This window comes from Bacillus sp. ISL-34, assembly GCF_018613325.1.
In the GTDB taxonomy this organism is placed as follows: Bacteria; Bacillota; Bacilli; order Bacillales; family DSM-1321; genus Peribacillus.
Genome location: NZ_JAGGQJ010000030.1, coordinates 1 through 26,800, shown reverse-complemented (window position 1 = coordinate 26,800; position 26,800 = coordinate 1). Strand labels below are relative to the sequence as shown.

Here is a 26,800-nt window from a genome sequence, read left to right as displayed (position 1 = left end):
AGGTGCGAGCAAATGATTTCAACCTTTATGGGTCTTGAGACCGCCAAACGCGGATTATCCACCTCTCAAGGGGCCTTGTATACAACAGGAAATAACGTGGCCAATGCCAATACATTAGGATATTCAAGGCAGCGGGTCAACCTGGTCCAGACGTCGGGCTTTCCTACTGTCGGTTTGAACAGTCCGCGCGTTGCCGGCCAAATCGGGACAGGGGTGGCAGCTGAAACGGTTCAGCGGATCCGGGATAGTTTCCTGGACGCACAATACAGGACACAAAGTAATAAAATCGGTTATTACGGGGCCATGAGCGAATCCCTGACGAAAATGGAAGGCGTCATGAACGAACCGACCGACAGCGGATTAGCCGCCACAATGGAGAAGTTCTGGAATTCGCTGCAGGGGCTGACGGCGAATACGGAAAACTCCGGGGCGCGTGAGGTCGTTGCCTCGACGGGCGTCATGGTCGCGGATACCTTAAATTATTACTACAACTCGCTAACGAACGTTCAAACGGATATCGGAAATCAGATAAACGTCAAAGCGAACGAAATCAATACGCTTATCAGCAGCATTGATCAGCTTAACCAACAAATTAGCAAAGTGGAGCCGCACGGTTATATCCCCAATGACCTTTACGATAAACGTGATGTACTCGTAGACAATCTCTCGCAGCTTGTCAGCATTAAAGTGAATAACGTCATTCCGACGGATTACGGCAAAGCCAGCGATGTGGCCACAGGGCTATACAACATCGAATTGATGCAAGAAGACGGTTCGTCCTTTGCACCGCCCATCAATCTAGTCAGTGTTAACCAAACCGGGATGGTGGGAACTTCGAAAGTTGAAGTTAGCCATGATAAAAAGACAGGTATGGTGGACGGATTGAAGTTTGGTTCGAAAATATTGACGGATTACAATTTCTCGGGAGAACTGTCCGGTTTGATCAATAGCTTCGGCTATAAGAAGGCTGATGGCACAATCGGCGGCGCTTATCCTGATATTCTGAAAAAGCTCGATAATATGACGACGGCTTTTGTGAATGAGTTCAATGCCATCCATAAACAAGGTTATGCATTAGGTGATGGCAACACTTCAACATTGAACTTCTTTGAAATTGAACCTGGTAAGAGTGCCGCCCAAAGCATCAAGGTGAATGGTGAAATCGTTAAGGATCCCACAAAAATCGCCGCAGGCGGAAAAAGCGGAGGGGCATCAGGTGATAATGAAAACGCCAAACTCCTTGCTGACCTTAAAAAGAAGGCGTTCAGTGAGTACTCGACTAAGGACCAAAACTCCGACGAATTGACGGGAAGCTTCGACACCTATTATTCCGGTATCATCGGAAAGCTTGGCGTGGATTCCCAAAGCGCCCAAAAGAACCTTTCCAATTCTGTCGTGCTTGCTGCCTCCGTCAATCAAAATAGGGAGTCAGTCAGTTCCGTATCCCTTGATGAAGAAATGACGGACATGATCAAATTCCAGCAGGCATACAACGCATCCGCAAGAATGATGACGATGATGGATGAAATGCTCGATAAAATCATAAACGGAATGGGTACAGCAGGCCGTTAATAGGAGGAGACGAATATGCGGGTAACGCAATCGATGCTAACCAATAATATGCTGAGCAATTTAAGCAGCAGTTACGAAAAGATGTCCAAGCTGCAAGAGCAGGTTTCCTCTCAAAAGAAATTCTCCAAACCATCCGATAATCCTGTTGCGGCCATGATGGGAATGGGGTACAGGACAAATCTCAATCAAATAGGGCAGTATCAAAGCAACATTGCCGAGGCGACCAATTGGATCGACAGCACGGATGATGCCATTACGGAAAGTGTTTCCGCCATGCAGCGGATTCGTGAATTAACCGTTCAAGGCAGCAATGGCACGTATGAAGGGGAACAACTTAAAACCATTACTGAAGAAATTAAACAATTAAAAGAACATCTCATAACTCTTGGCGACACACAGATTGGCGGGAAGTATATTTTCAACGGCCAGGATACGAATGTGAGGCCATCGTCCGTTAAAGATGGGAATGGAAATACGGTGTATGGCACAGGGGACATAAACCTTGAAGTGTTTTCCGGGATTTCCCTTAAAATCAATACGGACGGTTCCAAGATTTTTGGTGATGCACTCGCTGCCGGCGGAAGCATCGACCAGACAATCGAGGCACTCGAAAACGGCGGGGACGTGAGCGGCACGCTGGAAGGACTTGACGCAACGATAAATACAACCTTAGGCATGCAAGCACAGGTTGGCGCAAGGCAGAATCGGATTGAGCTGATGACGGACCGTCTCAAGCAGCAGGAGGTTTTTGCCACTGAAATCCTTTCGAAAAATGAGGATGTCGATATCGAAAAGGCAATCATGGATTTGACGACCCAGGAAAGTGTCCATAGTGCCGCATTAAGTATCGGAGCAAAAATCATGCAGCCGAGTTTATTGGATTTTCTTCGCTAAGCTATTCTTAAATGGATAGCTTTTTTCTATAAGGAGTGTTGATGATGCAGATTCCACAAATTAGATTGCAATCCACCCCAATGAAGATTGGATTGAATATAGAGCAGCCTGTACAGCAAATCGAACAGAAGGCGGCGGTCCAATCAATCGAACAGCCGCATGCCATACTGGAGATTCAAACGACCCCAGGCAAGCTGACGATCGATCAGTCAAAGGCAAGGGAAGACATGGATTTGAAAAGCCTCTCAAGAAGAGTCGATGAATTTGCGCAGCAGGGATATCAAGATTGGCTGGCGGGTATGGCAAGACGTGCCCAGCAGGGAACTGAGCTAAGGCATATTGAAAAAGTCGGTAATCCACTTGCTGATCAGGCCAGGCAAAACAGCAAAGGACCTGAGAAGCAATTCAATCTCGGCTGGATTCCCTCTCATTTCAGCGTGAAGCTTGACTACCAGCCAGCTCAAGTGAAGATTGAAGCAACCGCCCAAAAACCGATCATTGATGCTCAAATCAATAGACTGAACCATACATACACTCCAGGAAGTGTGGATGTGGAAATTCTACAAAAAAATGCTCTGGATATAGATTTCATCAATCTATTTCCAGATGAAATAAGGTAGTGAAAACATAGATGATTCTACAAACGAAATTTCATGGCGAACTTGAATTGGAAGAGAAAGAGATTTATGTATTTGAAAGCGGGATACCAGGATTTTTGGAAGAAAAACAGTTTTGCTTGCTAGCTTTGGATGACACGCCATTTTTCGTCCTGCAATCGACAGAAACAAAAGAGCTGGCCTTCATTGTGACGGATCCTTTTGAAGTGTTTCATGATTACGAAGTGAAGCTTACGGATGAGGTGTTATCTTCTTTACAAATAGAAACGGAACTGGAAGTCATCACTTTCGTCATCTTAACGATCCAGGACCCTTTCAATGAAACGACGGCGAATCTTCAGGCTCCGATCATCATAAATGGCCCAAAAAAAGTCGGAAAGCAATACATCATGAACGCTAGTGAATACCGTACAAAGCACAGACTGTTTGAACCTCCAGCCGAACAGGAGGGGAAATGATGCTCGTATTGACCAGGAAACCAAATGAAGCGATCATGATTGGCGATGATATCGAAATTACCATCCTGTCCGTTGAGGGGGAACAGATCAAACTGGGGATCAATGCCCCTAAAAACGTCGATATCCATAGGAAGGAAATCTACCTGTCCATCCAGCAGGAAAATAGAAAAGCCTCTAAAACAGAAACCAATTTTCTGGAAAACATAAATGAGTATTTCAAGAAAAAATCTTAAAAACGCTAAATATGTTTCCAAGCAGGTCGATATTACATATACAACGATGGACAGTGAAATAGGCGGCCGACTTATTCACTGCCCATCGTAAAAAACCACATGGACGTGGGACCTTAAACTCAAGGAGGAAACATAAATGATTATCAATCACAATATCTCAGCTCTAAACACGCACCGTCAATTATCAAGTGCAACGAATGCACAATCCAAATCAATGGAAAAACTAGCTTCAGGCATGCGCATCAACCGTGCAGGGGATGACGCAGCCGGGCTTGCAATCTCTGAAAAAATGCGTGGGCAAATCCGCGGATTGGACCAAGCTTCCCGTAACTCACAAGATGCCATCTCATTGATTCAAACGGCTGAAGGTGCATTGAACGAAACGACTGACATCCTTCAACGTATGCGTGAACTTGCTACACAAGCAGCAACGGATACTAATACATCAACTGATCGTGGTGAAATCCAAAAAGAAATGAATTCATTAACATCTGAAATCAACCGTATTGGTAATACCACCGAATTCAATACTCAAAAGTTATTAAATGGTTCTAAAGATACAGCTACCGCAGGAACTGGCCTTCAATTCCAAATCGGTGCAAACGAAAACCAAAGTCTAACACTTGAAATTGCTGATATGCGTGCAGCTGCTCTTGGATTGACTGGTACTGCTGCTGATCCAGGATTTACGACTGCCAATGGCGTAAGTGATGGTACTAACTCTACCGCTACTGAAGCTGGACTTGATGTTTCTAGTGCTGCTAATGCATCAGGAGCTATCACGAAAATCCAATCAGCGATCGATAAAGTGTCTGCTGAACGTTCTAAATTAGGTGCTAACCAAAACCGTTTAGAGCATACGATCAACAACTTAGGTACTTCTTCTGAAAACCTGACAGCTGCTGAATCACGTGTCCGTGATACAGATATGGCTAAAACAATGATGGAGCAAACTAAAAACTCTATCTTGGCGCAAGCATCTCAAGCAATGTTAGCTCAAGCAAATTCAGCACCTCAAGGGGTTTTACAACTTCTAAGGTAAATTTGAAGGGCGTTTTATCCAGTAATGGATAAAATTATGACTGGGTGAATTGCTGGAACTTCCTAAAGCTACATCAACCACAACGTAACTGGAAACGGTAAGCGTGATGGTCTGAAAATGATGGAGATGACATAATGGATAATCAGCAGCCAAGCTCCTTTGAGGAAACTCTGGAGAAGGTTCAACGACTAGGATATACAGTCTAAGGCGAAAGCTATGACAATGAAATCCGTAGGGTGGCGATAGCCATTCGAAGTGCCCAGCCCCTTATAAAGTAAGGGTGAAGATATAGTCTATTCTATGATCGAAAGACATAGTCGCAAAGCAAGCGAACCAACAACCACAAGGTGTTCTTCAATTATTACGTTAATCTTTACTTGGTTTCATTCAAGAAAGACTCAAGATATTTTTATTGAGTCTTCAGTTGGTAGACAAAAAGGTGTCGGAGTGGTCTCATTCCGACACCTTTTTTATTTTTCAGGATTTGATGAATCAATAGAGATGTTCAACATACACATAATGCTTTCGGAAGAATCCTTCTTTTGTTCGAGGACGTATATAGGGTAAAGCCGGTATGATTTCTTTGCCGTAATGGGAGTTTGTAATGGCTGGGGCTGGTGTTTTGTAAGCTGCATTTGCTAAAACGGCTTCAGATTCTCCAACTTTCCGCTTATTCCCACTGGCTTTCGCATGTGCGGAATTAGCAATACATGCTTGCACTTATCCGTTTTCTTTCTGTAGACTTCATTAAGATTCGAGGGAAATCTGTTCAAAATAGTGTAGGTAAAGGAGCTCTATCTAAATGTTAAAACAAAAGTTGATTGGAACGGAGGGTGCGAGACTCCTGCGGGAGATACGTGTCCAAGGGAGACCCCGCAGGCGCAATGGCGCCGAGGAGGCTCACGGACCGCCCGCGGAAAGCGAGTGCCTGGAGTGGAAATCAACTAGACTCCAGATATTCTTCTGGAGTTATTTAGTAGAATCTCTATTATAGACAAAGATCATTCATGATAGTCTGCAGTTTAAACCAAAATCAAAGCTTTACTAAATATAAAACTTTAATTACCGATATAAAAAGTAAAGACATCATATTGGGGGCTATTTAGATGCTGGAGAGTTTGTCCACGAATATTCTTTCCTCACAACTTAGAACAGCAATCTCGGAGGGAATCAGTTCATATTATCAGCGGGAAATGAATACGCTTGCCTATTCGGAACAAAGTGTGGAATCTACTGAAGAGCCTTCAAAAGAAGAGGTGCAGGAAATGGTGGAGAGTTTGAATACCCTCCTGAATCCGACACATACGGCCATTCGTTTTGAATATCACGAGAAGCTGAATGAGTACTATGTCAAGGTAGTGGATGACGTGACGGATGAGACGATCAGGGAAATTCCTCCGAAGAAGTTATTGGATTTTTATGCGGCAATGACGGAATTTGTCGGCATAATGGTGGATGAAAAAATATAAGCGGGTGATCAATTTTGGTACGAATCAGTGGTTTAGCAAGCGGGATGGACATTGATGAACTAGTTAAAAGCATGATGCAGGCAGAACGGGTGCCATTGGATAAATTAACACAGAAAAAGCAGTATTCCGAGTGGCAGCGGGATGATTACCGTTCGATAAATACGGCTTTATCTGAATTGGATACGCTCATTCGTGATGGAATCGGGAAGCAGTCTTCCTTTATTAAAAAGAAGGTGACGGTATCGAATCCAGATGCTGTATCAGTGAGAAATGTGAATTCGACCAGTGATTTTTCAGGGAATATACAAGTGAATGGACTGGCCAAAGCAGCAACCATGACAAGTACGGAGAAATCAGCTGTTACTGACCCTAAAAAGAAATTATCGGAATTGGGAATCACGACACCTCAAGATATTACGATACTGGCCATCAATAAAGATGGCGGTTTTGATACGGAAGTAAAAGATGGAGTAACAGTGGAAAAACCGTATACGCTTACCCTTAATGCGGACGATACGTTAGAGAGTGTCATAAATAAAATTAATGCTAACTCGGGAGTGACTCTATTTTTCGATGAAACGTCCAAGCAGTTTTCCATCACTGCTAAAAATACCGGTGATGTTAAAGATCGGCCTGAGATTGAATTGGGTGGCACCGGAGATTTTTTCAATACGTTAAAAATAGGCAGTAACAATGAAGGAACTGGCGGCACAAAAGGGGAAAATGCATCCATTGTTTATAATGGACTGGAAATTTCGAGGCCTTCGAATACGTTTCAGATTAATGGAGCGGAAATAACGGTAAAGCAAAAAACGACGGATACAGTCACTTTCTCTTCAACAGCTGATGTGGATGCCATCTTGGACACGATCACACAGTTTGTGAATAAATACAATGAAGTCATTAAAAAGGTTCAAGATAAAACGGGTGAAGCGAAATATCGCTCCTTTACCCCGCTTACAACCGAGCAAAAGAAGGCGATGACAGAGGATGAAGTGAAGCTGTGGGAAGAAAAAGCGAGGAGCGGTACATTAAAAAGCGATTCGACATTAAAAAGCCTCCTGACCACAATGAGGTCATCCCTATACACCTCGGTGGATGGGATCACGGGAAAAAACAATCTCAGCAGTTTGGGGATCACCACCACCAAAAATTATTTGGAGGGCGGTAAATTAACGATTGATGAGGACAAACTCCGGGCAGCCATAAGTGAGGATCCCAATGCGATTTATGATATGTTCATGGCCAATGGTTCGGAAAAGAGCGACAAAGGCCTCGCACGCCGGTTAAGGGATGATATAGAATCATCCATGAAAGTGATTACTGAAAAAGCCGGAAAGGCCGGATATGTTAATAGCAATTTTACAATCGGAAAATTGGTTGATGGGCTAGATAAGAAGATTTCAACATTTGAAGCAAAGTTAACGAAATTGGAATCGCGCTATTACAACCAGTTCACGGCGATGGAAAAAGCGATTCAAAAGGCAAACAGCCAAAGTGCATCGTTAGCTTCTTATTTTAGTTAAGGTAAGTCGGAAAGGAAGTTAAATATGGCGATAAATAATCCATATCAATCGTATCAGCAAAATTCAGTCAATACAGCATCCCCGGGAGAGCTTACATTAATGCTGTATAATGGCTGTTTGAAGTTCATCATGCTTGGGAAGAAGGCCATTGAAGCAGGAAATATCGAAGCGAAGAATATGAACATCATCAAGGCGCAAAATATTATCCGCGAATTGATGGTGACGCTGAATATGGATACGGATGTATCCAAAGATATGATGAGTTTGTATGATTTCATGAACCGGCGCCTGATAGAAGCGAATATGAAAAATGATGTTTCTGCCTTGGAAGAAGTTGAGGGACTTGTTACTGAGTTCCGGAATACTTGGAAGGAAGTAATTCAGATCAATCGGAAAAAACAATTTACCCAAAGCGGTCAAGTGTAATGGTGATTAGAACCTTTCATGATTTGACTGCTGAATTGCTTGCCGTCCTGGAAGATCACACGATCACAGAGCGTGATGATAAAATAGAAAGGATCACAAAGCTGATTGATCAGCGAGATGGACTTCTTTCTCAAATCAAACCGCCTTTTACTGGCGAAGAGCAGCAGCTGGGCCGTGCAGCACTGTTGCTTAACCAACAGGTCGATCACTTGCTGAAGCTCCAAAAGCAGGAGATACAGCGGGATATCCAGGAAATAAATAAGAAGAAACGATCATCTAATAAATACACGAACCCATATGAAAGTCTATCAGTCGATGGCATGTTCTACGATAAAAGAAATTGATTACCCAACCGTTTGGATACCAAACGGTTTTTATGTTAATTATTTTTAAATTTTCTGTAAATAATATAGGCTTAATTTTTTCTTTATAGCATAGCATTTGATATAATGAAGCTAGGGCAGACATCAACCCTTTCCAAACCTTCCGACAATTGTTTCATTATTTCGACATATTTCATGATGTGTTTCTAAAAGGAACCGGAGGGGTATTGTAGAATCTAACTGTATAGTCTTAATTTAAGGAGGACTCACTTTATGAATTACAACGTACGCGGTGAAAACATTGAGGTAACTCCAGCAATTCGAGAATACGTCGAAAAGAAAATTGGCAAGTTAGAACGATATTTTAACAATACACCAGATGCAAATGTGTTAGTGAATTTAAAAGTGAACAATAATACATCAAAGGTCGAAGTGACGATTCCCATGCAGAATTTGGTTCTTCGTGCTGAAGAGGAAAATGCGGATATGTATGCTGCCATTGACTTGATCAATGATAAGCTTGAACGCCAAATTCGTAAACATAAAACGAAGGTCAATCGTAAGTTCCGGAACAATCTATCGACTGCACCAGATGCATTCGCCTTCAATACGGAAGTCGACGAAGTGGTGGATGAATTCGAAGACGATAATGATATTGAAGTGGTCCGCAATAAGCGCTTTGATTTAAAGCCGATGGACAGTGAAGAAGCGATTTTACAAATGAATATGCTTGGTCACAGTTTCTTCGTTTACACGAATGCGGATACTAATACAACGAACGTAGTGTACCGTCGAAAAGATGGACGCTATGGATTGATTGAACCTAGTTAATTATTATTCTAAGATCAAAAGCACAGCCCAGCCTCTGGGTTGTGCTTTTTTAATGCATATTAATAGAATACCATTCGTTTCCTGTTGGATTTACTTGAAAAGCATAAAAAAGGACTGCTTCCTTATGTTCTCTAAAAAATCCAAAAGTTCATTTAAGAGAACGGAATTTGTTCTTTATTAAGATAAATAGTTATTTTTACCTATTCAAATATCCCTATTTTTTGTACTATACTCGAATTGTTAGTTCTTTAAAAAGAACAACTGGTTTTTTTATAAAAAACAATTTGATCAAGGTGCAGAGGGGTTGGATTACTTGTATCGAAAGAATTGCCATACATGCCATAGGGCTTCTTTTAGCAGTGCGGAATATGGAAAGTGGCTTTGCCCGACCTGCGGTGAGGATTTAACTGCGCAAAAAGCCTTGGATGCACTTACAATTGAGAGAATCAATACAGAGCAACGAAATATTAAGAAGAGTAATATATACTATTATAAAAAAACGAGACTGAATAATACTATGAAAGATCACCTGAAATTTTAATTTTCTTAATATTGTAATATTTTGTCGGATGAAAGTTTTTGCATTTATGTGGATTACCGACATAAAATAGCAATATATGGAGTGTGTATCCGTTATAATATGATTATAAGTAATGTGTTTGGTAATAAATACCACGACAAAGGCAAACTTATTGAAAGATGAGGGCGCAAAGGCACAGGTCTAAGGTCCTCGCGACTATGATGGCTGGTCTGCCTGAAATACAAAGAGTATTCCAGGAGGTAGAAGAGGTGGCAAATGTGGAAATAGATCATGAATGGGTGAAATTGATTTCAGAAGCAAGGAGCTTGGGTTTCAAAAAAGAGGAAATCAGTGCTTTTTTTAAACGCGAAAGCCTTGAGGTAACATTAGAGGAGAACGATGGAAAATAGCTTCCGAACAAGATCGAGAACATCCCTATAAACAGGGTTATATTCATTAGCTGCTTATAGGGTTTATTCTTCCTTGAGATTCTAGCGAGTCTAGCTTATTCAAACTGTATTCTTCAGGATTATGTAGGTAAACTAGTACACTACCACTCTATTCTTCTTTATCTTTTCTCCATTTATTAAACTCGATGAATTCCCTGAATTGTTGTTTTGAAACACCCGAATTCATAGCTTCCTCAACGATTTTCATCCATTCGGTGTCCAAGGTTTCCTTATTTGGTGCATCATAAAGCAAGGCATCAACAGGAATGTTAAGTACGGCGGAGATTTTTTCAAGAAATTGAATAGAAGGATTCGTTTGTAAGTTCCGCTCGAGCGAACTTAAATAAGACTTTGCCACACCAGCTTTATCGGCAAGTTCAGTCATCGACATTTTCTTTTCTTCTCGCAGTTTTTTTACACGTTCACCAATCATCAATACCACCTCGAAACATGTTCTATTTATCTTCCGCTAATAAGTGTCAGTAGCCCACCTTATCATTCAAAACAAGACGACTGTAAGGTTGGATTACTTTGACATGCTATCGCTAGAGAGGACACAGCATCTAGTGATGGAAGGTTATGGATAATTCTCATTTGCACATGGAATAGTGGGGAGTTTGCAACATATTTTTTATACTTCCTTCTATTTTAACAGTTTTACTCCTCATTTATCCATTGTTTTTCGCAAGAATTGCATTCAGGTCTATACCAGGTAAGTGACATGAAGTTGTACCTCTATGATAGAAGTGGTAAAATTAAGCGTGCATTAGTAATAATAGAAGATGTGTTTCTTCTTACTTATATGAATTTTGTCATTGAACGATCATTACCATAATAGAGGAGCGTTATTGAATGCTTAATATATTAAATAAAGTTTTTGATCCGAATAAGCGAGAAATCAAACGTTTAGAAAAAATCGCCGATCAGGTTGAAGCGCTGGCTGATGAGACGGCGGCGTTATCGGATGAGCAGCTGCGTGCCAAAACAGGTGAGTTTAAAGAGCGTTATCAAAATGGGGAAACCGTTGATGATTTGCTTGTCGAGGCTTTTGCGGTTGCACGTGAAGGGGCAAAGCGTGCTCTGGGCTTATATCCTTACCGTGTTCAAATCATGGGTGGGGCATCTCTTCATGATGGAAATATCTCCGAGATGAAAACAGGGGAAGGTAAAACCTTAACATCCACCATGCCGGTTTATTTAAACGCGCTTACCGGTAAAGGTGTACATGTCGTTACTGTCAATGAATACTTGGCACACCGTGATGCCACCGAGATGGGTGTATTGTATGATTTCCTTGGTTTGACCGTGGGATTGAATTTGAACAGTCATTCTAAAGAAGAAAAGCAGGCGGCGTACAATGCGGACATTACTTACAGTACGAATAATGAGTTAGGTTTTGATTATCTTCGTGACAATATGGTGTTATATAAAGAACAAATGGTACAGCGCCCGCTGCACTTCGCTGTCATTGATGAGGTCGATTCGATTTTGATCGATGAGGCGAGAACGCCATTGATCATTTCCGGTTCCGCACAAAAATCGGCTCAGCTTTATATCCAGGCCAATGCGTTTGTGAGAACCTTAAAAAAAGAAACGGACTACACATATGATGAAAAGACAAAAGGTGTTCAACTGACGGAAGATGGGATGAATCGGGCTGAAAAAGCGTTTAATATCGATAATCTGTTCGATATTAATCACGTTACTTTGAATCATCATATCAATCAGGCGTTAAAGGCGCATGTTTCCATGCATTTGGATGTGGATTATGTGGTCCAGGAAGGCGAGATAGTCATCGTTGACCAATTCACTGGCCGTTTGATGAAAGGCCGCCGTTACAGTGAAGGTCTCCATCAGGCGATCGAAGCGAAAGAAGGACTTGAAATTCAAAATGAAAGTATGACTCTTGCGACGATTACGTTCCAGAACTATTTCAGGATGTATGAAAAACTTTCAGGTATGACCGGTACAGCCAAAACGGAAGAAGAGGAATTCCGCAACATCTATAATATGAATGTCATTGCGATCCCGACAAACAGGAATATCATCAGGGACGACAGGGCAGATCTTATATACGCGACAACTGATGGGAAATTCAAGGCTGTTGTGGAAGACATCGCCGAACGTTATACAAAAGGTCAGCCTGTGCTTGTCGGTACGGTTGCCATCGAAACATCTGAAGTCATATCTGCCTATTTATCCAAAAAAGGAATCCCTCACGATGTTTTGAATGCAAAGAACCACGAGCGTGAAGCGGAAATCATTGCGAATGCAGGTAATCAAGGTTCAGTTACGATTGCTACGAACATGGCAGGGCGCGGTACGGATATCAAGCTTGGCGAAGGTGTCAAGGAGCTTGGGGGCCTTGCCGTCATTGGCACGGAACGTCATGAAAGCAGACGTATAGATAACCAGCTACGTGGTCGGTCCGGCCGTCAGGGAGACCCAGGGGTCACTCAATTCTATTTATCAATGGAAGATGAATTGATGCGCCGCTTCGGTTCGGATAACATGAAAAACATGATGGCACGCCTTGGTATGGATGATTCCCAGCCAATTCAAAGCAAAATGGTGACAAGGGCCGTTGAATCCGCACAGAAACGGGTCGAAGGCAATAACTTCGATTCACGTAAGCAATTACTGCAGTATGACGATGTTCTCCGTCAACAACGGGAAATTATATATAAACAGCGTTTCGATGTCATGGAAAGTGAAAACTTACGTGAAATCGTCGAAACGATGATTACGGCATCCATCCAGCGAAATGTTGTCGCGTTTGCACCAATGGGCGATGAGGAAGGCTGGAATTTACAAGGCCTTGTCGATTACCTGAATGGTAACCTATTCAATGAAGGTTCAATCACTGTAGCTGATTTGGAAGGAAAAAATGAATCGGAATTGGTTGAGTACATTTTAGCAAAAGTGAAAGAAAGCTATGACCAAAAAGAAGAAGAGCTATCTGAAGAACAAATGCGTGAATTCGAAAAAGTAATCGTTCTTCGTGCAGTCGATAGTAAGTGGATGGACCATATTGATGCTATGGAGCAATTGCGCCAAGGGATCCACCTTCGTGCATATGGCCAGATCGACCCGCTTCGTGAATATCAATCAGAAGGTTTCGCAATGTTTGAAGCCATGATTGCTTCGATGGAAGATGAAGTCGCCAAATACATCATGAAGGCTGAAATCCGCAACAATTTGGAGCGGAAGGAAGTCATTAAAGGACAAGCGGTCAATCCGAAGGAAGAAGACGGGGGGAAAGTGAAAAAAGCCCCTGCCCGCAAAAAGGAAGACGTTGGCCGAAACGCGTTATGCCCATGCGGCAGCGGTAAAAAATATAAGAATTGCCATGGCAATTTAGGCTGAAGTTAGGTGTATAATGATTATGGGACGGTTAAGTGTAAGGCTTGCCGCCTCTTTTCATGTTTAGTTTGCATATAGTTTGAAGAGGTTTATTTGTAATGAAGGGAATCCCTCTTCAGGGATTTTTTTTAACATACTTAATGAGGTGAAGAGAAATGGAATTAGCAGAAATAAGAAATGAACTTGAACGGACAGCGCAACGATTAACGGACTTTAGGGGGTCTCTTTGACTTAGATGAAAAAGAGGCACGAATCGCACAGCTTGAAAATGAGATGACACATCCCGATTTTTGGAATGATCAGCAAAAAGCACAAACTGTCATCAATGAAACGAATGCTTTGAAAGAACAAGTCAATCAATTGTCCGACCTGAATGAATCATATGAAAATTTGGATTTGACATATGAATTAGTGAAAGAGGAAAATGATCAAGAACTTTTAGCTGAGCTGGAAGAAGAAATCACGGTTCTTGCACAAAAGATGAATGACTTTGAACTTCAACTTTTACTAAGTGAAGAATATGACTCGAAAAATGCCATTCTTGAACTGCATCCTGGTGCAGGCGGAACGGAGTCCCAGGATTGGGGTTCCATGCTGCTTCGTATGTATACAAGATGGGGTGAAAAAAGAGGCTTTAAAGTGGAAACCCTTGATTACCTTCCAGGTGATGAAGCTGGAATCAAGAGTGTCACTTTAATTTTCAAAGGCCATAATGCCTATGGTTATTTGAAAGCGGAAAAAGGAGTACACCGTCTTGTCCGTATTTCTCCTTTCGATTCCTCAGGACGACGCCATACTTCATTCGTTTCGTGTGAAGTCATGCCGGAATTCGATGAGACGATCAATATAGAAATACGCACGGAAGATTTGAAAGTCGATACGTACCGGGCAAGTGGTGCAGGTGGTCAGCATATCAATACAACGGACTCCGCAGTCCGGATTACCCATATACCTACGAACACCGTGGTAACGTGCCAAAACGAGAGATCTCAAATCAAAAACAAGGCCCAAGCCATGAATATGCTGAAAGCCAAATTGTATCAACGTGAAATTGAGCAGCAACAAGCGGATTTGGATGAAATCCGTGGTGAGCAAAAGGAAATTGGCTGGGGAAGCCAAATTCGTTCTTATGTTTTCCACCCGTATTCCATGGTTAAAGATCACCGTACTAGTGCAGAGACCGGAAACCTGGGAGCTGTCATGGATGGGGATATAGATATGTTCATTGATGCGTACTTGCGTTCAAAACTATAAGATCAGCCAGTCGGACCGGTTTCCCCGGTCCGGCTTTTTTTATGATTTCCTTTTTAACATATCCTCTGGCTGACATTTACAGGATTGAAAAGGGATGCTCTACTTCGTTCGGCCAATACTAGATAATAATGATGGTTCGAGGAGACTTATGCAGAATGAGGAAAAGATACCGGGAGCAAAAGCATCCCTTAATTCAAAAGTTAATGGAATATGGATTGGTGATTATCGGTTCGGCTATAATTGCCATTGGTTTTAATGTATTCTTACTGCCAAACCAGGTTGCATCTGGCGGGGTCAGCGGGATTAGCACGATTCTCGATTCAACTCTCGGTTGGGAGCCAGCCTACGTTCTTTGGGGTTTTAATATCCCTTTGTTCATTGCGGGGCTTATTATCCTTGGAAGACATTTCGGAGCCAAAAGCCTGATTGGAACCTTGTTTCTGCCTTTAGTGGTATTTCTGACAAAGGGTTGGGATGCATGGACGAATGATGCATTGCTTGGTTCGATTTGCGGGGGGATGATGGTCGGACTTGGGCTTGGGATCGTCTTTCGCGGGAAGGGCTCCACAGGGGGGACCGATTTGGCGGCACAGATTTTCCATAAGTATACCCATCTGTCATTAGGGACCTGTGTGGCAGTCATTGATGGAATCATCGTTTTAAGTGCTGCCATTGTTTTTGATATTGAAAAAGGGCTTTATGCATTAATAGGATTATATGTGACAAGCAAGACGATCGACCTTGTCCAGATTGGATTGAACCGGTCGAAGATGTCACTAATTATCACGAATAAAGAAATGGAAGTAAGGGATGCTATCATACATGAGCTTGACCGGGGTGTAACAGGCGTATCCGGGTATGGCGGCTATACGGATGATACTCGTCCAATTTTGATGTGCGTAATAGACCAGTCGGAATTCACCAAATTGAAACAATTGGTGAAACTCGTTGACCCTAAAGCTTTTGTAATTGTAATGGACGCATCGGAGGTACTCGGGGAGGGTTTTAAACTGGATTGAAATTGGTATAATGTTCTTGTGCTGGTATAAATCAGAGGGGGTAAATTCGATGAAAGTGAAATGGTTAGCCTTAGTTTTGGGTACTTCTTTGGCCTTGGCTGCATGCGGTGGGAACGATGATGCTGCAGATAAAGAGCCTGCAAGTGAAAATAATGAAACGACTACGGCAGGTGCCGGTGATGCCGCTAAAATTTATGAAAACAAATGCTCAAGTTGTCATGCGGTTAATCTAGAAGGCGGCGTGGGACCGAATTTAACGAAGGTCGGTTCCAAGCTTTCGAAAGAAGACATCGAAAAAGTCATTGCGAATGGCCAAGGTGGAATGCCAAAAGGTATAATCCAGGGCAAGGAAGCGAGCATGGTCGCTGAGTGGCTTGCTGAACATAAGTAATGATCGACGAAACGTCCTGCTTTAGCAGGACGTTTCATTTAGCCTCTTTAAAACCTCGAAACAACTCACATTTAATCCCTTATCAAGCAATCAAATCCTGGAATTATTACATAGATGTTGATATATGTCTAACTGAAATGAAACTGTAATATTTTTTATGCTTAATTTGACAAAATATGATGTTATAATGTTTCTGTGCTCAAGTAAGAGAGATTCCTGTCAGATTTCAGTGAAAATTGTCGAAAAAGCTGTTGGTACATAGTGATAATCCAAGCAAATTAGGTGGTTTTAGAATGATAGAAATGATAGATGTGAAAAAGACATATCCCAATGGCGTAATTGCCATTAATGGAATCAATGTGAAAATAAAGCCAGGCGAGTTCGTTTATGTAGTGGGTCCGAGCGGTGCCGGAAAATCGACCTTCATCAAAATGATGTATAGGGAAGAAAAGCCTACAAGCGGTAATATCTTGGTCAATGGCCTTAGCCTGCCAAGTATCCGCAATTCGAAAGTTCCTCTATTCCGCCGTAATATCGGTATGGTATTCCAAGATTTTAAACTCCTTCAAACATTCACTGCATATGAAAATGTTGCTTTTGCCATGGAAGTTATTGAAAAGGAACCAGAAGAAATCAAAAAGAGAGTCATGGAAGTTCTCGATCTGGTTGGCATTAAACATAAAGCGAGGATGCTGCCTTCCGAGTTATCCGGTGGGGAGCAGCAAAGGGTTGCAATAGCCCGTTCGATCGTCAATGACCCTAAGGTAGTCATAGCCGACGAGCCTACAGGTAATCTTGATCCCGAAACATCATGGGAAATCATGAACATATTTGAAGAAATTAATAAACGCGGAACTACGCTTGTCATGGCCACTCATAATAGGGACATAGTCAACAATATTAAACGACGTGTCATTGCCATTGAAAGTGGAAAAATAGTTCGCGATGAACATCGAGGTGATTACGGATATGAAATTTAGAACATTGCTCCGTCACTTCCGTGAAAGTTTTAAAAATATTGGCCGTAATGGATGGATGACGTTTGCTTCAGTCAGTGCAGTAACGGTCACTCTAACATTGGTTGGCGTCTTTTTAGTGCTCATGATGAATTTAAATCATATCGCGGGAAATGTGGAGAAAGATGTCGAAGTTCGTGCACATATAGATAATGCGGCGAATGATGACGATATAAAAGCTATCGGTAAGCAAATTACGGAGATGAACGGCATTGAATCAGTGATTTTCTCTCCAAAAGATGAAGAGCTTACTAATTTAATAGATGATTTAGGAGATAATGGTGAGGCTTTTAAACCATTTGAACAAGATAACCCATTAAGGGACGTTTATGTTATCAAAACGAAATCTCCGCAAGATGTCATCAAGGTGGCAAAAAAAATCGAAGGTTTGGAGTATATCCAAAGTGTTAAATATGGACAAGGCTATGTCGAGAAACTATTCAGTTTTGTTAATATTGCTAGAAACATAGGGATCGTTCTTATTGTAGGCTTACTATTTACTGCAATGTTCCTGATTTCGAATACGATTAAAATTACCATTGTAGCCAGAAGAAAAGAAATTGAGATCATGAGGTTGGTAGGGGCGACGAATACGTTCATCCGTTGGCCATTCTTCTTGGAGGGACTGTGGTTGGGAGTCCTCGGTTCCATCATTCCGATAGGTCTGATAGCAGTACTCTACTACAATCTATATAAATATGCAGCACCGCAGATCACGTTAAAATTCATTGATTTCTTGCCTGCAAATCCGTTTATTTATCAAGTTTCGGCCATCCTCATCGTAATTGGTGCCGTTATCGGGATATGGGGCAGCTTGATGTCCGTCAGGAAGTTCTTGAAAGTATAAAAGTGTTGTTTACTCGAAAGCCAAAAGAAGCCAGATAGAGAGACGTTACAAGGTACGGATGTAACGGGATTGAAAGGGGAAATGAAACGTGAAAAAAAATATCATTGCCATGAATGCCTCCATCATGATCGGGTTGGGAAGCATTCTAGCGGCACCTTCGGTTTATGCTGAGTCGATTTCGGATTTAGAAAAACAGAAAGAGTCCATCCAGGATAAACGTTCGGGTGTTGAATCGAATATTTCCGAAACGGAAAAGAAAATCGATAACCTGCAGGATAAGCAAATGACAGCAGAAGATCAAATCGCTGCCATTGAAGCGAAAATTGCAGAGTCCGCAAAAAAAATCGATGCTAAAAATGCTGAAATTACACAAACGAAAAAAGAAATCGAGGCATTGAAAGAAGAGATTAAAGTATTAAAAGAGCGGATCGCCAAACGTAATGAAGTATTGAAGGAAAGGGCACTTTCTTTTCAGGAGACTGGCGGGGACGTGAACTACCTTGAAGTATTATTCGGATCATCCAGTTTTGGAGATTTAGTTGACCGTGTCGGAGCTGTAGCGACAATCGCTGAAGCGGACCGCGATATCTTAAAGCAGCATGAGCTGGATAAAAAAGAGCTGGAAGAAAAGCAAAAAGCCGTTGAAACGAAGCTTGCCAGTTTAGAAGTGGCAAAAGCTGAACTATTGGAAATTCAAAAGCAACAAAAACAGCAGAAGCAAGAAAAGGATGCTTTAGTTAAAAAATTAAAGCAACAAACTGAAAAGCATGAACATGAGAAGATGGGTCTAGAGGAAGAAAAAGCGAATCTTGCCGCTCAAGAAAAGGCGATCAAATCGGCCATCAACTTAGAGCATCAACGTCTTGCGGAATTGGAAGCAGCCCGTAAAAAGGCGGCAGCCGAAGCGAAAAAACGTGCAGAGCAAGAAGCTGCACAAGCAGCATCACAAGCATCCGAATCAAAAAAACAATCCACTTCTTCAGGATATAGTGCAAAAAGCAACAGTTCATCATCATCTTCACACGTTTCGTCTAATGTAAGTCAAGCGCCAGCTGTATCATCGGGTACTTTCACTAGACCAAGTGCAGGATATGTATCTTCAACAATGGGTGAACGTTGGAATAAACAGCATGCCGGCATCGATATCGCCGCTAGTGGGACGGTTCCAATTGTGGCTGCTGCCGACGGAGTCGTAAGCCGTTCTTACTTCTCAAGTTCATACGGTAACGTCATCTTCGTTACCCATTCGATCGGCGGTCAGCAATGGACTACTGTGTATGCACATTTAAGTTCCAGACAAGCAAGCGAAGGTGCTGTAGTCGCCAAAGGTCAACAAATCGGCCTCATGGGTAACACAGGACATTCCTACGGTCAGCATTTACACTTTGAGCTACATAAAGGCCCATGGAATTATAGCAAGTCAAATGCTGTTAATCCATTAAACTATATACCTAATTAATACCCAATATATCAACGGAAAAACAGACCAGGATAAATTCCTTGTCTGTTTTTTTGTGGTGTCACCATTTTCTATAAGCATATTCTTTCCAATTGCCTCATATAGTGAAATACATATCAGGTCAGAAATGGGGATAAATATGGTCAAAAAATGGGTACTTCCTCTAGTAATCATCATGTCACTAGCCATTGGAGCAGTGGGGGGCATATATTGGACAACCCTCCCGGCTAAGAATGAAGCAAAGGATGAAAGCCAAGAAATAACGAAGGATAAGGAATGGGCAAAAGTGGAACAAGCTTACGGTTTGATCGTAAGTCAGTATGTAGAACAGGTGGACGGCTCCAACCTGGTGGAGGGTGCCATCCAAGGCATGCTGTCAGCGCTGAAAGATCCTTATTCCGTATATATGGACAAGGAGACCGCCAAGCAATTCAATGAAACCCTGGACTCCTCTTTTGAAGGGATCGGGACTGAAATCGGAATGGAAGATGGTAAGGTCATAATTGTTTCTCCTTACAAAGATTCGCCTGCTGAAAAAGCTGGATTAAAGCCGAAAGATCAAATCCTTAAGGTGAATGGTGAAAGTGTAGAAGGTTTGGATCTGTATGAAACACGCCTGAAAATCCGCGGCAAAAAAGGGTCTCCCGTCAAAATGGAAATAAAGCGGGCAGGGGTGGACAATCCACTTGAATTCAATATGGTGCGTGCCGAAATTCCGTTGGATACCGTATTTTCATCAATTAAGGAAGTTGCCGGAGAACAAATCGGTTATATCGAGTTGACCACATTCTCGGAAAATACTGCGTCTGATTTCAAAAAGCAGATGAAAGAGTTGGAAAAGAATGATATCAAGGGCTTGGTCATAGATGTACGCGGCAATCCAGGTGGCCTTCTTTCTAGTGTTGAAACGATTCTTGGCGAGTTTATCACAAAAGACAAGCCCTATTTGCAAATCGCAGAAAGAACGGGGGAAACACAATCGTTTTTTACTAGCCTTAAGAAAGCGAAAAGTTATCCCATTGCCGTCTTGACGGATAAAGGCAGCGCCTCAGCCTCGGAAATCCTGGCCGGAGCGATGAAAGAGGCCGGAGGGTATCCATTGGTTGGCGAGAAGACCTTCGGGAAAGGCACAGTACAGCAAGCTGTACCAATGGGTGATGGCAGTAAGATTAAACTTACGTTATATAAGTGGCTGACGCCTTCAGGGAACTGGATCCATAAAAAAGGGATCGAACCGACAATCAAAGTGAAACAACCGGAGTATTTTGATGCACATCAGCTGGCCATTGAGAAGGTGATGCAGCGGGATATGAATGATGAACAAATCCAGTATGCCCAAAGCATTCTGAAAGGACTTGGATTTGAACCGGGCCGTGAGGATGGATATTATGATTGGAGTACAGAAATCGCAGTAAAGGCATTCCAAAAACAATTTGGCCTGGAAGTGACTGGTAAGCTGGACGCTAAAACCGCAGCACATCTGGAATCCGCCATTCTGGAAAAGATCCAGGATGAAGATAATGATATTCAGTTACGTACGGCTTTGAATTATTTAGTGAAATAACTTGATGGCATCGTTCCCTTGGGGCGGTGCCTCTTTTGCATTTAATCGAGCCCCGCCTGCGAACATGGAGGCAGTATAGGGAAAACTTAAGATAAAGCTACTTTTTCTGCATCTTAATAGGCATGGAGGCTACATTTTTGATAGAATAGGAGGTAACTGACCAGAACGAAATTTGACAAAATTTTGATTACTTTTGAGGATGGTGGAAAGAAATTGACAACGGATTGGCTGATAGCATGCTTAATGGGATTAGGAAAACTCTTCCTTCATCCTTTGCTTTATGTTTCGATTGCCTATTGTTTATTCATCGGCTATCTTCGCGTTAAACGGGAACGCCATGATTTTAATACGAAGATCTACAGTTTTTCCATGGAGCTGCGTTCCATGTTACCCCAAGGATTGATATGGGGATTGATCCTCTCATTCCTTACGCTGGCTACTGGACTCGCCATTCCCATGGCGTCGCTGTTCATCATGGCAGTGGTTACGATTTTGTCCATGCTAACCATGAAAAGGAGGTTTGTTTCCCCCGTTTATACAGTGGGGCTCACCTTCTTTATCCTTTTCTTTTTATATGATAGAGATATCAAGCTTACGTTATTTCAGGATGCCTTTAATCAGCTCGATCGGTCCGTATATCCGACACTTGTCATTTTAATAGGGTTATTACTGATTGCTGAAGGGTTTTTGATTGTTGGCAACGGTAGTAAAAACGTCTCTCCTCAGTTGGAGGTATCCAAGAGGGGGCAGCCGATAGGTGTGTATGTTTCACAGCGAATCTGGCTAATTCCCATGTTCGTTATGGTTCCTGGAGGACAACTTCCAGTACCTTTCGAATGGTACCCGGTTTTTTCAATCGGGGACATGTCCCTGTCGCCGATCGTACTGCCCATTTTAATCGGCTTTAAGCAAAAAGTTCATGGGACGCTCCCGGAATTGGCAATTAAGGCGCAAGGCAAAAAGGTAGGGGCATTGGGAATTGTGATTACAATATTGGCGGCAGTTGGTTACTGGTACCCCCCATTGGCAATCATAACGGCCGTTTTAGCAATCTTGGGTCGTGAATTCCTGCATTACTCCCAAAAGGCAATGGATCAAAAGCTTCCTTTTTATTTTTCGAAAAGTAAGCTCGGTGTCCAGATCTTAGGCGTTATCCCTCAATCTCCGGCAGATAAAATGGGGTTGCTAAAAGGCGAGGTCATTTCGAAAATAAATGGGGTCGTCGTCAGGGAAGAAGAAGAGTTATACAGGGCGCTCCAAATAAACCGGGCACATTGCAAGCTTGAAGTCATCGATAATAATGAACAGATTCGTTTTGTGCAAAGAGCTCTTTTTGACGGGGAGCATTATGAATTGGGCATCTTGTTCGTTGACGATCAATTGAAGGAAAGCGGACAAGTGGGTTAATGACACATTAATATAGAATAAAAAGCCTTTCTCGAATTATATCGAGAAAGGCCTTTTTCAATAGAAACGTGTTATTACTTTTCAAGCATGATCTTTTCTATATCTTCCAGCATTTTATTAGCTGCAATTACTCCGCCAGCTGTATTCCATGTTGCGTCGCTAACCTCATGGGCATTTCCATTTTTGACTGCATCAAGGTTTTTCCAAAGTGGATCATTCGTCCATTCTTTTGCTGTGCTTAGGGCTTGTTTGTCCCCTTCAGGAGCGTAAGTGAAGTAGAAGAGAATATCTCCATCCATTTTAGGGATGACTTCTTTCCCAACCTCGATGGCAAGGTTGCCTAATTTATTATCTGCAGTGAAAAGTTCCTTCTGTTGTTCTGCACGTTTAAATCCTAATTGATCGAAAATCACTCCAGAGAATGAATCAGTGTAATAAATACGAGTAGTTCCAGCCATGAAACGGACAATGGAAACTTCTTGATTTACTTTATCACCCAATTTAGCTTTAAGATCTTCTGTGTTTTTATCGAATTCTGCAATTACATCGTTACCTTTTTCTTCAAGGTTCAAGGCTTTTGCATATAGTTTAAAGTTTTCTTTCCAATCTCCTCTTAGCGTTTCAGAGAAAACGGTAGGGGCAATCGCATTTAATTTATCATAAACAGCTTCTTGGCGTATCTTGCTTCCGATAATCAAGTCAGGCTTCAGTGATGCGATTTTTTCTAAGTTAACTTCATGTTCTACACCAACAACTTCTACCCCATCCATATCATCTTTAATATGGTCGTACCAAGGCTCACCAAGCCATGATTGAACGGCACCAACAGGTTTAATTCCTAAAGCAAGCAATGCTTCAGTGCCTTCATTTGTTAGAACGACCACTCTTTTAGGAGTTTCTTTCAACTCTGCAGTGCCCATGGCATGCTCAATTGTGTAGCTTTTCTCTTCTTTCTTGTCTTCAGCTTTATTTCCATCGGCTTTCTCATCCGAATTCCCGCAAGCTGCTAGAAGGAAGACTGCAAATATTGTAAAAATCGTTAATAATGACTTGAATCTAAACATCTATGTATCCCTCCCAATTTTTCAGCAAATGATAATCATTCGCACTTAACAGCATCATCATAAAATGAATATACTTTTCTGTCAATATATAATTGAAAATGATTCTCAAATTCGTTGACATAATCCTGTTAACACCAGTAAAATATTACTATACAAACGTGATTGGAAAGGTAACTGGATATGTTATTAAAAAATTCATGGCAGAAATGGATGGGGCTGTTCATTACCATTCTTTTGCTGCTGTTTTTACTGTGCTCAAGCATTGTATACGGTTATACAGATACAACATGGAAAATGGCCATCGATGCTTTTAGCCATTTCAATGGGACGAATGAACACATTGTGATTCAATCAGTCAGACTTCCGCGGGCCCTGATCGCTTCGGCTATCGGTGCAAGTTTGGCCATTTCGGGGGTGTTAATGCAAACGCTAACTAAAAACCCCCTGGCCTCTCCGGATATATTCGGGGTCAACGCCGGGGCGGGATTGGCGGTTGTCACTGGGGTCACCGTTTTTGGGATAAGCAATCTTCAAGTATTTACATGGCTGTCTTTCATAGGTGCCGCCATAGCCGCGATAAGCATATTTATGATTGGAAGCATGGGACGCGGCGGCTTGACACCGATGAAGCTGACATTGGCTGGTGCAGCCATGACGGCCATGGTAGCTTCGCTTACACAAGGTCTTCTTGTTTCTAATGAGGCCCTTTTAGAGCAAGTCCTATTCTGGCTTGCCGGGTCCGTTTCCGGTAGAAGTCTGGATAATTTAGTTGCCGTCCTGCCTTATCTTGTCACAGGTTGGGGCCTTGCCTTGATCATGTCCGGTAAAATGAATGTGTTGTCCATGGGTGAAGATGTTGCAAAAGGCCTTGGATTGAATATAGTTTTCCTAAAGCTTGTTCTGGGGCTGGCAATCATCCTGCTCGCTGGCGGATCAGTGGCGGTTGCCGGTCCGATTGGCTTTATAGGAATCGTCGTTCCGCATCTTACCCGTTCTATAGTAGGCATCGATCATCGCTGGCTGATTCCCTTCTCTGGACTTTTCGGGGCGGTGCTTTTGATTGCAGCCGATGTCATATCCAGGTATATCCTGATGCCTCGAGAAGTTCCGGTTGGAGTCATGACAGCCATAATCGGAACCCCATTCTTTATTTATATTGCCAGAAAGGGGTTCAGCGGTCGATGAAGTCATATAAGAGCTTTCGTTTATTTAATGAAAAAATATCATTCTTGGTGGATAAAAAAGCTGTGATCGTGATTTTCATATTATTTTTAGTCACTTCACTAGTGTTTGTGATCAGTACTGGTGTGGGTGAAATGAATATAAATCCGCTAAGTGTCCTCCAGGTCTTTATCGGAGGGGGGACGGAGAGCGATCGGCTTATTATCCAATCTTTCCGCCTGCCTAGAATAATTGTTGCCCTGTTGGTAGGGATGGGCCTTGCTGTAGCTGGAGGAATCCTTCAAGGGATGATTCGAAATCCACTTGCTTCGCCTGATATCTTGGGGATAACGGGAGGAGCGACTGTAGCGGTCGTTGGATTCTTGGCCATTTTTAGCGATAAGAATCATTCATTGACGGTGAGCATCAATTGGCTGCCGTTAGCTGCATTCATTGGGGCGACAGTGGTGGCCTTACTTGTTTATTCCTTAGCCTGGAAAAATGGAGTTCCCCCGATAAGGCTTGTGTTGATCGGGATTGGGGTGATGGCTTTAATGAAGGCACTCACTACGATGATGATGATTCTTGGCCCAGTTTTTCAAGCGAGCCAGGCAAACCTTTGGATCACGGGGTCAGTGTCTAACTCCACCTGGAATAATATTGCTGTACTGGCACCATGGACGATTCTATTCCTGTTAATTGCCATCCTGTATGCCAGAAATATTAATTTACAGGAGCTAGGCGATGACCTTGCAACGGGGCTTGGGGGACATGTTCAGAAACAGCGGTTTACATTATTGATGATCAGTACGGCTTTGATTGGCGGTTCCACAGCTTTTGCCGGAGGAATAGGATTTGTGGGATTAATGGCACCCCACATGGCCAGAAGGCTGGTTGGTTCGAGTTTTGGAGTGTTACTGCCCACTTCGGCTTTGCTTGGTGGCATCCTGGTTATGGTGGCGGATTTGATTGGACGGACCCTATTCTCACCTTTGGAAATACCGGCTGGTGTCTTCACAGCGAGCATCGGGGCACCATACTTCATTTATTTACTTTATAAAACGAGGAATTCGTAAATCCGGTAAATGTAGAAAGAAGCAGCCATCCTGGGGATGGCTGCTTCTTTCTTAATTAAGCTTCTTTAGAAACTTCGATTTCGATGGTTAGCGTGATTTGATCGCCGATCAGTACGCCGCCTGTTTCCAATGCAGCGTTATAGGTTAGACCATAATCACTGCGTTTGACTTTCCCTTTTCCGCTAAAGCCTGCTTTTTCATTTCCCCATGGATCTTTCCCTTGGCCTTCGAAGGTAATGTTGAAAGTTTCTTCTTGTGTGATTCCATTAAGAGTCACATTTCCAGTTACATCGTATTCATCTTCATCCGTTTTCACAATTTTTGTTGATTTGAATGTTAATGTAGGATTTTTTTCTACATCAAAGAAGTCAGCGGAACGCAAGTGATTATCCCGGTCTGCATTGCGTGTGTCAATACTGGCCACATCAACGGTAAAATCGATTTCTGCTGTTGTTAGATCCAATGGGTTAGCTAGAATGCTTGCTTCGAACTTATTAAAACTTCCTTTTACTTTAGCGATCATCATATGTTTTACGGAAAATTCAATAGTACTGTGAGTCGGGTCGACTGTCCATTTTGTATTTGTCATGGTTATTCCTCCAATTATTAATCTTGAATTTATATATCTTTAATTTGAGATGTCTTAACTTAATGTAATTATAAGAGGTGGAAGCAATAGTGTCAACTGAAAGTTTTCCTTAATTTTGAAAATATGAAAAACCCTGTGCATTTATGGTGCACAGGGTTTCAGACTGTAGACAAACTCCATGAAATCAAGTTTGTCTCAGTTTTTATGAAGGTTTATAAAACCTCGAACGT

Annotated in this window: 26 protein-coding genes, 1 pseudogene and 1 riboswitch; of the genes and pseudogenes, 23 read left to right on the top strand and 4 right to left on the bottom strand. The window is 42.2% G+C overall.

All coding sequences use genetic code 11. The features are described from left to right. Positions 1-12 precede the first annotated feature (12 nt). From flgK to hag, 6 genes are all read left to right on the top strand, one after another. A complete protein-coding gene (gene flgK, locus J7E52_RS20250; RefSeq protein ID WP_214750244.1) occupies positions 13-1,572 on the top strand; it encodes a flagellar hook-associated protein FlgK in 1,560 nt (519 codons plus the stop codon). 15 nt (positions 1,573-1,587) lie between these two features. After that, positions 1,588-2,466: a flagellar hook-associated protein FlgL gene (gene flgL / locus J7E52_RS20245; protein ID WP_214750243.1), complete on the top strand. Its 879-nt coding sequence runs from the start codon at positions 1,588-1,590 to the stop codon at positions 2,464-2,466. Positions 2,467-2,507: 41 nt separating this feature from the next. Beyond that, a complete protein-coding gene (locus J7E52_RS20240) occupies positions 2,508-3,086 on the top strand; it encodes a DUF6470 family protein (protein WP_309476915.1) in 579 nt (192 codons plus the stop codon). Between the two features lie 11 nt (positions 3,087-3,097). Then, positions 3,098-3,541, top strand: coding sequence for a flagellar assembly protein FliW (gene fliW, locus J7E52_RS20235; RefSeq protein ID WP_214750242.1), 444 nt, complete (start codon positions 3,098-3,100; stop codon positions 3,539-3,541). After that, positions 3,541-3,774, top strand: a complete 234-nt coding sequence (gene csrA, locus J7E52_RS20230) for a carbon storage regulator CsrA (RefSeq protein ID WP_214750272.1) — start codon at positions 3,541-3,543, stop codon at positions 3,772-3,774. The genes fliW and csrA overlap by 1 nt, the downstream gene beginning before the upstream one ends. Positions 3,775-3,910: 136 nt before the next feature. Continuing rightward, positions 3,911-4,816, top strand: coding sequence for a flagellin Hag (hag, locus tag J7E52_RS20225; protein ID WP_214750241.1), 906 nt, complete (start codon positions 3,911-3,913; stop codon positions 4,814-4,816). Positions 4,817-5,317: 501 nt separating this feature from the next. Here hag and J7E52_RS27100 read toward each other — a convergent pair. Continuing rightward, positions 5,318-5,464: pseudogene (locus J7E52_RS27100) on the bottom strand (IS5/IS1182 family transposase); the annotation flags it as partial. Positions 5,465-5,922: 458 nt separating this feature from the next. Here J7E52_RS27100 and flaG point away from each other — a divergent pair. From flaG to sinI, 6 genes are all read left to right on the top strand, one after another. Beyond that, positions 5,923-6,285 (top strand): flagellar protein FlaG, encoded by a 363-nt coding sequence (gene flaG, locus J7E52_RS20215; RefSeq protein WP_286197947.1) that lies wholly within the window; start codon positions 5,923-5,925, stop codon positions 6,283-6,285. 14 nt (positions 6,286-6,299) lie between these two features. Next, positions 6,300-7,811, top strand: coding sequence for a flagellar hook-associated protein 2 (locus tag J7E52_RS20210; RefSeq protein ID WP_214750239.1), 1,512 nt, complete (start codon positions 6,300-6,302; stop codon positions 7,809-7,811). Positions 7,812-7,835: 24 nt separating this feature from the next. Beyond that, on the top strand, positions 7,836-8,237 hold the full coding sequence (gene fliS, locus J7E52_RS20205) for a flagellar export chaperone FliS (protein ID WP_214750238.1): 402 nt from the start codon (positions 7,836-7,838) through the stop codon (positions 8,235-8,237). Beyond that, the gene (gene fliT, locus J7E52_RS20200) at positions 8,237-8,581 is read left to right on the top strand and encodes a flagellar protein FliT (RefSeq protein WP_214750237.1); all 345 of its coding nucleotides are present in this window, start codon (positions 8,237-8,239) and stop codon (positions 8,579-8,581) included. Before fliS ends, fliT begins: the two co-directional genes overlap by 1 nt. A 252-nt stretch (positions 8,582-8,833) precedes the next feature. Next, complete coding sequence (hpf, locus tag J7E52_RS20195) at positions 8,834-9,391, top strand: ribosome hibernation-promoting factor, HPF/YfiA family (protein WP_214750236.1); 558 nt, start codon at positions 8,834-8,836, stop codon at positions 9,389-9,391. Between the two features lie 672 nt (positions 9,392-10,063). After that, positions 10,064-10,149: riboswitch (cyclic di-GMP riboswitch) on the top strand. A 31-nt stretch (positions 10,150-10,180) separates the two neighbouring features. Continuing rightward, complete coding sequence (sinI, locus tag J7E52_RS20190; RefSeq protein ID WP_309476914.1) at positions 10,181-10,321, top strand: DNA-binding anti-repressor SinI; 141 nt, start codon at positions 10,181-10,183, stop codon at positions 10,319-10,321. Between the two features lie 148 nt (positions 10,322-10,469). On the opposite strand, the gene J7E52_RS20185 is transcribed toward sinI, so the two are convergent. After that, positions 10,470-10,793 (bottom strand): helix-turn-helix domain-containing protein, encoded by a 324-nt coding sequence (locus J7E52_RS20185; RefSeq protein WP_214750235.1) that lies wholly within the window; start codon positions 10,791-10,793, stop codon positions 10,470-10,472. A gap of 419 nt (positions 10,794-11,212) precedes the next feature. On the opposite strand from J7E52_RS20185, the gene secA reads away from it, so the two are divergent. The 9 genes from secA to J7E52_RS20140 all read left to right on the top strand — a co-directional run bounded on the left by secA (position 11,213) and on the right by J7E52_RS20140 (position 22,680). After that, a complete protein-coding gene (secA, locus tag J7E52_RS20180) occupies positions 11,213-13,726 on the top strand; it encodes a preprotein translocase subunit SecA (RefSeq protein ID WP_214750234.1) in 2,514 nt (837 codons plus the stop codon). Positions 13,727-13,878: 152 nt separating this feature from the next. Next, a protein-coding gene (gene prfB / locus J7E52_RS20175; RefSeq protein WP_286197944.1) for a peptide chain release factor 2 occupies positions 13,879-14,977 on the top strand; the annotation gives its coding sequence in 2 pieces (ribosomal slippage) (positions 13,879-13,941 and positions 13,943-14,977; 1,098 coding nt in all). 155 nt (positions 14,978-15,132) lie between these two features. After that, complete coding sequence (locus J7E52_RS20170) at positions 15,133-15,996, top strand: YitT family protein (RefSeq protein ID WP_214750232.1); 864 nt, start codon at positions 15,133-15,135, stop codon at positions 15,994-15,996. Positions 15,997-16,045: 49 nt separating this feature from the next. After that, positions 16,046-16,387 (top strand): cytochrome c551, encoded by a 342-nt coding sequence (gene cccB, locus J7E52_RS20165; RefSeq protein WP_214750231.1) that lies wholly within the window; start codon positions 16,046-16,048, stop codon positions 16,385-16,387. 293 nt (positions 16,388-16,680) lie between these two features. Continuing rightward, a complete protein-coding gene (ftsE, locus tag J7E52_RS20160) occupies positions 16,681-17,367 on the top strand; it encodes a cell division ATP-binding protein FtsE (RefSeq protein ID WP_061141190.1) in 687 nt (228 codons plus the stop codon). Continuing rightward, entirely contained in the window at positions 17,357-18,250 is an 894-nt protein-coding gene (gene ftsX, locus J7E52_RS20155; protein ID WP_214750230.1) for a permease-like cell division protein FtsX, read from the top strand. The genes ftsE and ftsX overlap by 11 nt, the downstream gene beginning before the upstream one ends. 88 nt (positions 18,251-18,338) lie before the next feature. Further along, complete coding sequence (locus J7E52_RS20150; RefSeq protein WP_214750229.1) at positions 18,339-19,709, top strand: murein hydrolase activator EnvC family protein; 1,371 nt, start codon at positions 18,339-18,341, stop codon at positions 19,707-19,709. 139 nt (positions 19,710-19,848) lie between these two features. Next, on the top strand, positions 19,849-21,273 hold the full coding sequence (locus J7E52_RS20145; protein WP_214750228.1) for a S41 family peptidase: 1,425 nt from the start codon (positions 19,849-19,851) through the stop codon (positions 21,271-21,273). Between the two features lie 213 nt (positions 21,274-21,486). Then, a complete protein-coding gene (locus J7E52_RS20140; RefSeq protein ID WP_214750227.1) occupies positions 21,487-22,680 on the top strand; it encodes a PDZ domain-containing protein in 1,194 nt (397 codons plus the stop codon). 74 nt (positions 22,681-22,754) lie between these two features. On the opposite strand, the gene J7E52_RS20135 is transcribed toward J7E52_RS20140, so the two are convergent. After that, the gene (locus J7E52_RS20135) at positions 22,755-23,744 is read right to left on the bottom strand and encodes an ABC transporter substrate-binding protein (protein ID WP_214750226.1); all 990 of its coding nucleotides are present in this window, start codon (positions 23,742-23,744) and stop codon (positions 22,755-22,757) included. A gap of 180 nt (positions 23,745-23,924) precedes the next feature. On the opposite strand from J7E52_RS20135, the gene J7E52_RS20130 reads away from it, so the two are divergent. Further along, positions 23,925-24,929 (top strand): FecCD family ABC transporter permease, encoded by a 1,005-nt coding sequence (locus tag J7E52_RS20130; RefSeq protein WP_214750225.1) that lies wholly within the window; start codon positions 23,925-23,927, stop codon positions 24,927-24,929. Beyond that, positions 24,926-25,981 carry a FecCD family ABC transporter permease gene (locus tag J7E52_RS20125; protein ID WP_214750224.1) on the top strand — a complete coding sequence of 352 codons (1,056 nt, stop codon included), beginning with the start codon at positions 24,926-24,928 and terminating at the stop codon, positions 25,979-25,981. The genes J7E52_RS20130 and J7E52_RS20125 overlap by 4 nt, the downstream gene beginning before the upstream one ends. Positions 25,982-26,036: 55 nt before the next feature. Here the strand turns inward: J7E52_RS20125 and J7E52_RS20120 are convergent, their stop codons facing one another. Beyond that, positions 26,037-26,570 carry a YceI family protein gene (locus J7E52_RS20120; protein WP_214750223.1) on the bottom strand — a complete coding sequence of 178 codons (534 nt, stop codon included), beginning with the start codon at positions 26,568-26,570 and terminating at the stop codon, positions 26,037-26,039. Between the last annotated feature and the right edge of the window lie 230 nt (positions 26,571-26,800).

Excerpts from the sequence above, each read along its gene's own strand:
- csrA (WP_214750272.1), top strand. The coding sequence starts at position 3,541 with ATGCTCGTATTGACCAGGAAACCAAATGAAGCGATCATGATTGGCGAT.
- flaG (WP_286197947.1), top strand. The coding sequence starts at position 5,923 with ATGCTGGAGAGTTTGTCCACGAATATTCTTTCCTCACAACTTAGAACA.
- flgL (WP_214750243.1), top strand. The coding sequence starts at position 1,588 with ATGCGGGTAACGCAATCGATGCTAACCAATAATATGCTGAGCAATTTA.
- J7E52_RS20125 (WP_214750224.1), top strand. The coding sequence starts at position 24,926 with ATGAAGTCATATAAGAGCTTTCGTTTATTTAATGAAAAAATATCATTC.
- secA (WP_214750234.1), top strand. The coding sequence starts at position 11,213 with ATGCTTAATATATTAAATAAAGTTTTTGATCCGAATAAGCGAGAAATC.
- ftsE (WP_061141190.1), top strand. The coding sequence starts at position 16,681 with ATGATAGAAATGATAGATGTGAAAAAGACATATCCCAATGGCGTAATT.
- J7E52_RS20130 (WP_214750225.1), top strand. The coding sequence starts at position 23,925 with ATGTTATTAAAAAATTCATGGCAGAAATGGATGGGGCTGTTCATTACC.
- J7E52_RS20145 (WP_214750228.1), top strand. The coding sequence starts at position 19,849 with ATGGTCAAAAAATGGGTACTTCCTCTAGTAATCATCATGTCACTAGCC.
- J7E52_RS20170 (WP_214750232.1), top strand. The coding sequence starts at position 15,133 with ATGAGGAAAAGATACCGGGAGCAAAAGCATCCCTTAATTCAAAAGTTA.
- J7E52_RS20185 (WP_214750235.1), bottom strand. The coding sequence starts at position 10,793 with ATGATTGGTGAACGTGTAAAAAAACTGCGAGAAGAAAAGAAAATGTCG.
- J7E52_RS20240 (WP_309476915.1), top strand. The coding sequence starts at position 2,508 with ATGATGCAGATTCCACAAATTAGATTGCAATCCACCCCAATGAAGATT.
- hpf (WP_214750236.1), top strand. The coding sequence starts at position 8,834 with ATGAATTACAACGTACGCGGTGAAAACATTGAGGTAACTCCAGCAATT.
- J7E52_RS20135 (WP_214750226.1), bottom strand. The coding sequence starts at position 23,744 with ATGTTTAGATTCAAGTCATTATTAACGATTTTTACAATATTTGCAGTC.
- ftsX (WP_214750230.1), top strand. The coding sequence starts at position 17,357 with ATGAAATTTAGAACATTGCTCCGTCACTTCCGTGAAAGTTTTAAAAAT.
- fliT (WP_214750237.1), top strand. The coding sequence starts at position 8,237 with ATGGTGATTAGAACCTTTCATGATTTGACTGCTGAATTGCTTGCCGTC.
- J7E52_RS20120 (WP_214750223.1), bottom strand. The coding sequence starts at position 26,570 with ATGACAAATACAAAATGGACAGTCGACCCGACTCACAGTACTATTGAA.
- fliS (WP_214750238.1), top strand. The coding sequence starts at position 7,836 with ATGGCGATAAATAATCCATATCAATCGTATCAGCAAAATTCAGTCAAT.
- hag (WP_214750241.1), top strand. The coding sequence starts at position 3,911 with ATGATTATCAATCACAATATCTCAGCTCTAAACACGCACCGTCAATTA.
- flgK (WP_214750244.1), top strand. The coding sequence starts at position 13 with ATGATTTCAACCTTTATGGGTCTTGAGACCGCCAAACGCGGATTATCC.
- fliW (WP_214750242.1), top strand. The coding sequence starts at position 3,098 with ATGATTCTACAAACGAAATTTCATGGCGAACTTGAATTGGAAGAGAAA.
- cccB (WP_214750231.1), top strand. The coding sequence starts at position 16,046 with ATGAAAGTGAAATGGTTAGCCTTAGTTTTGGGTACTTCTTTGGCCTTG.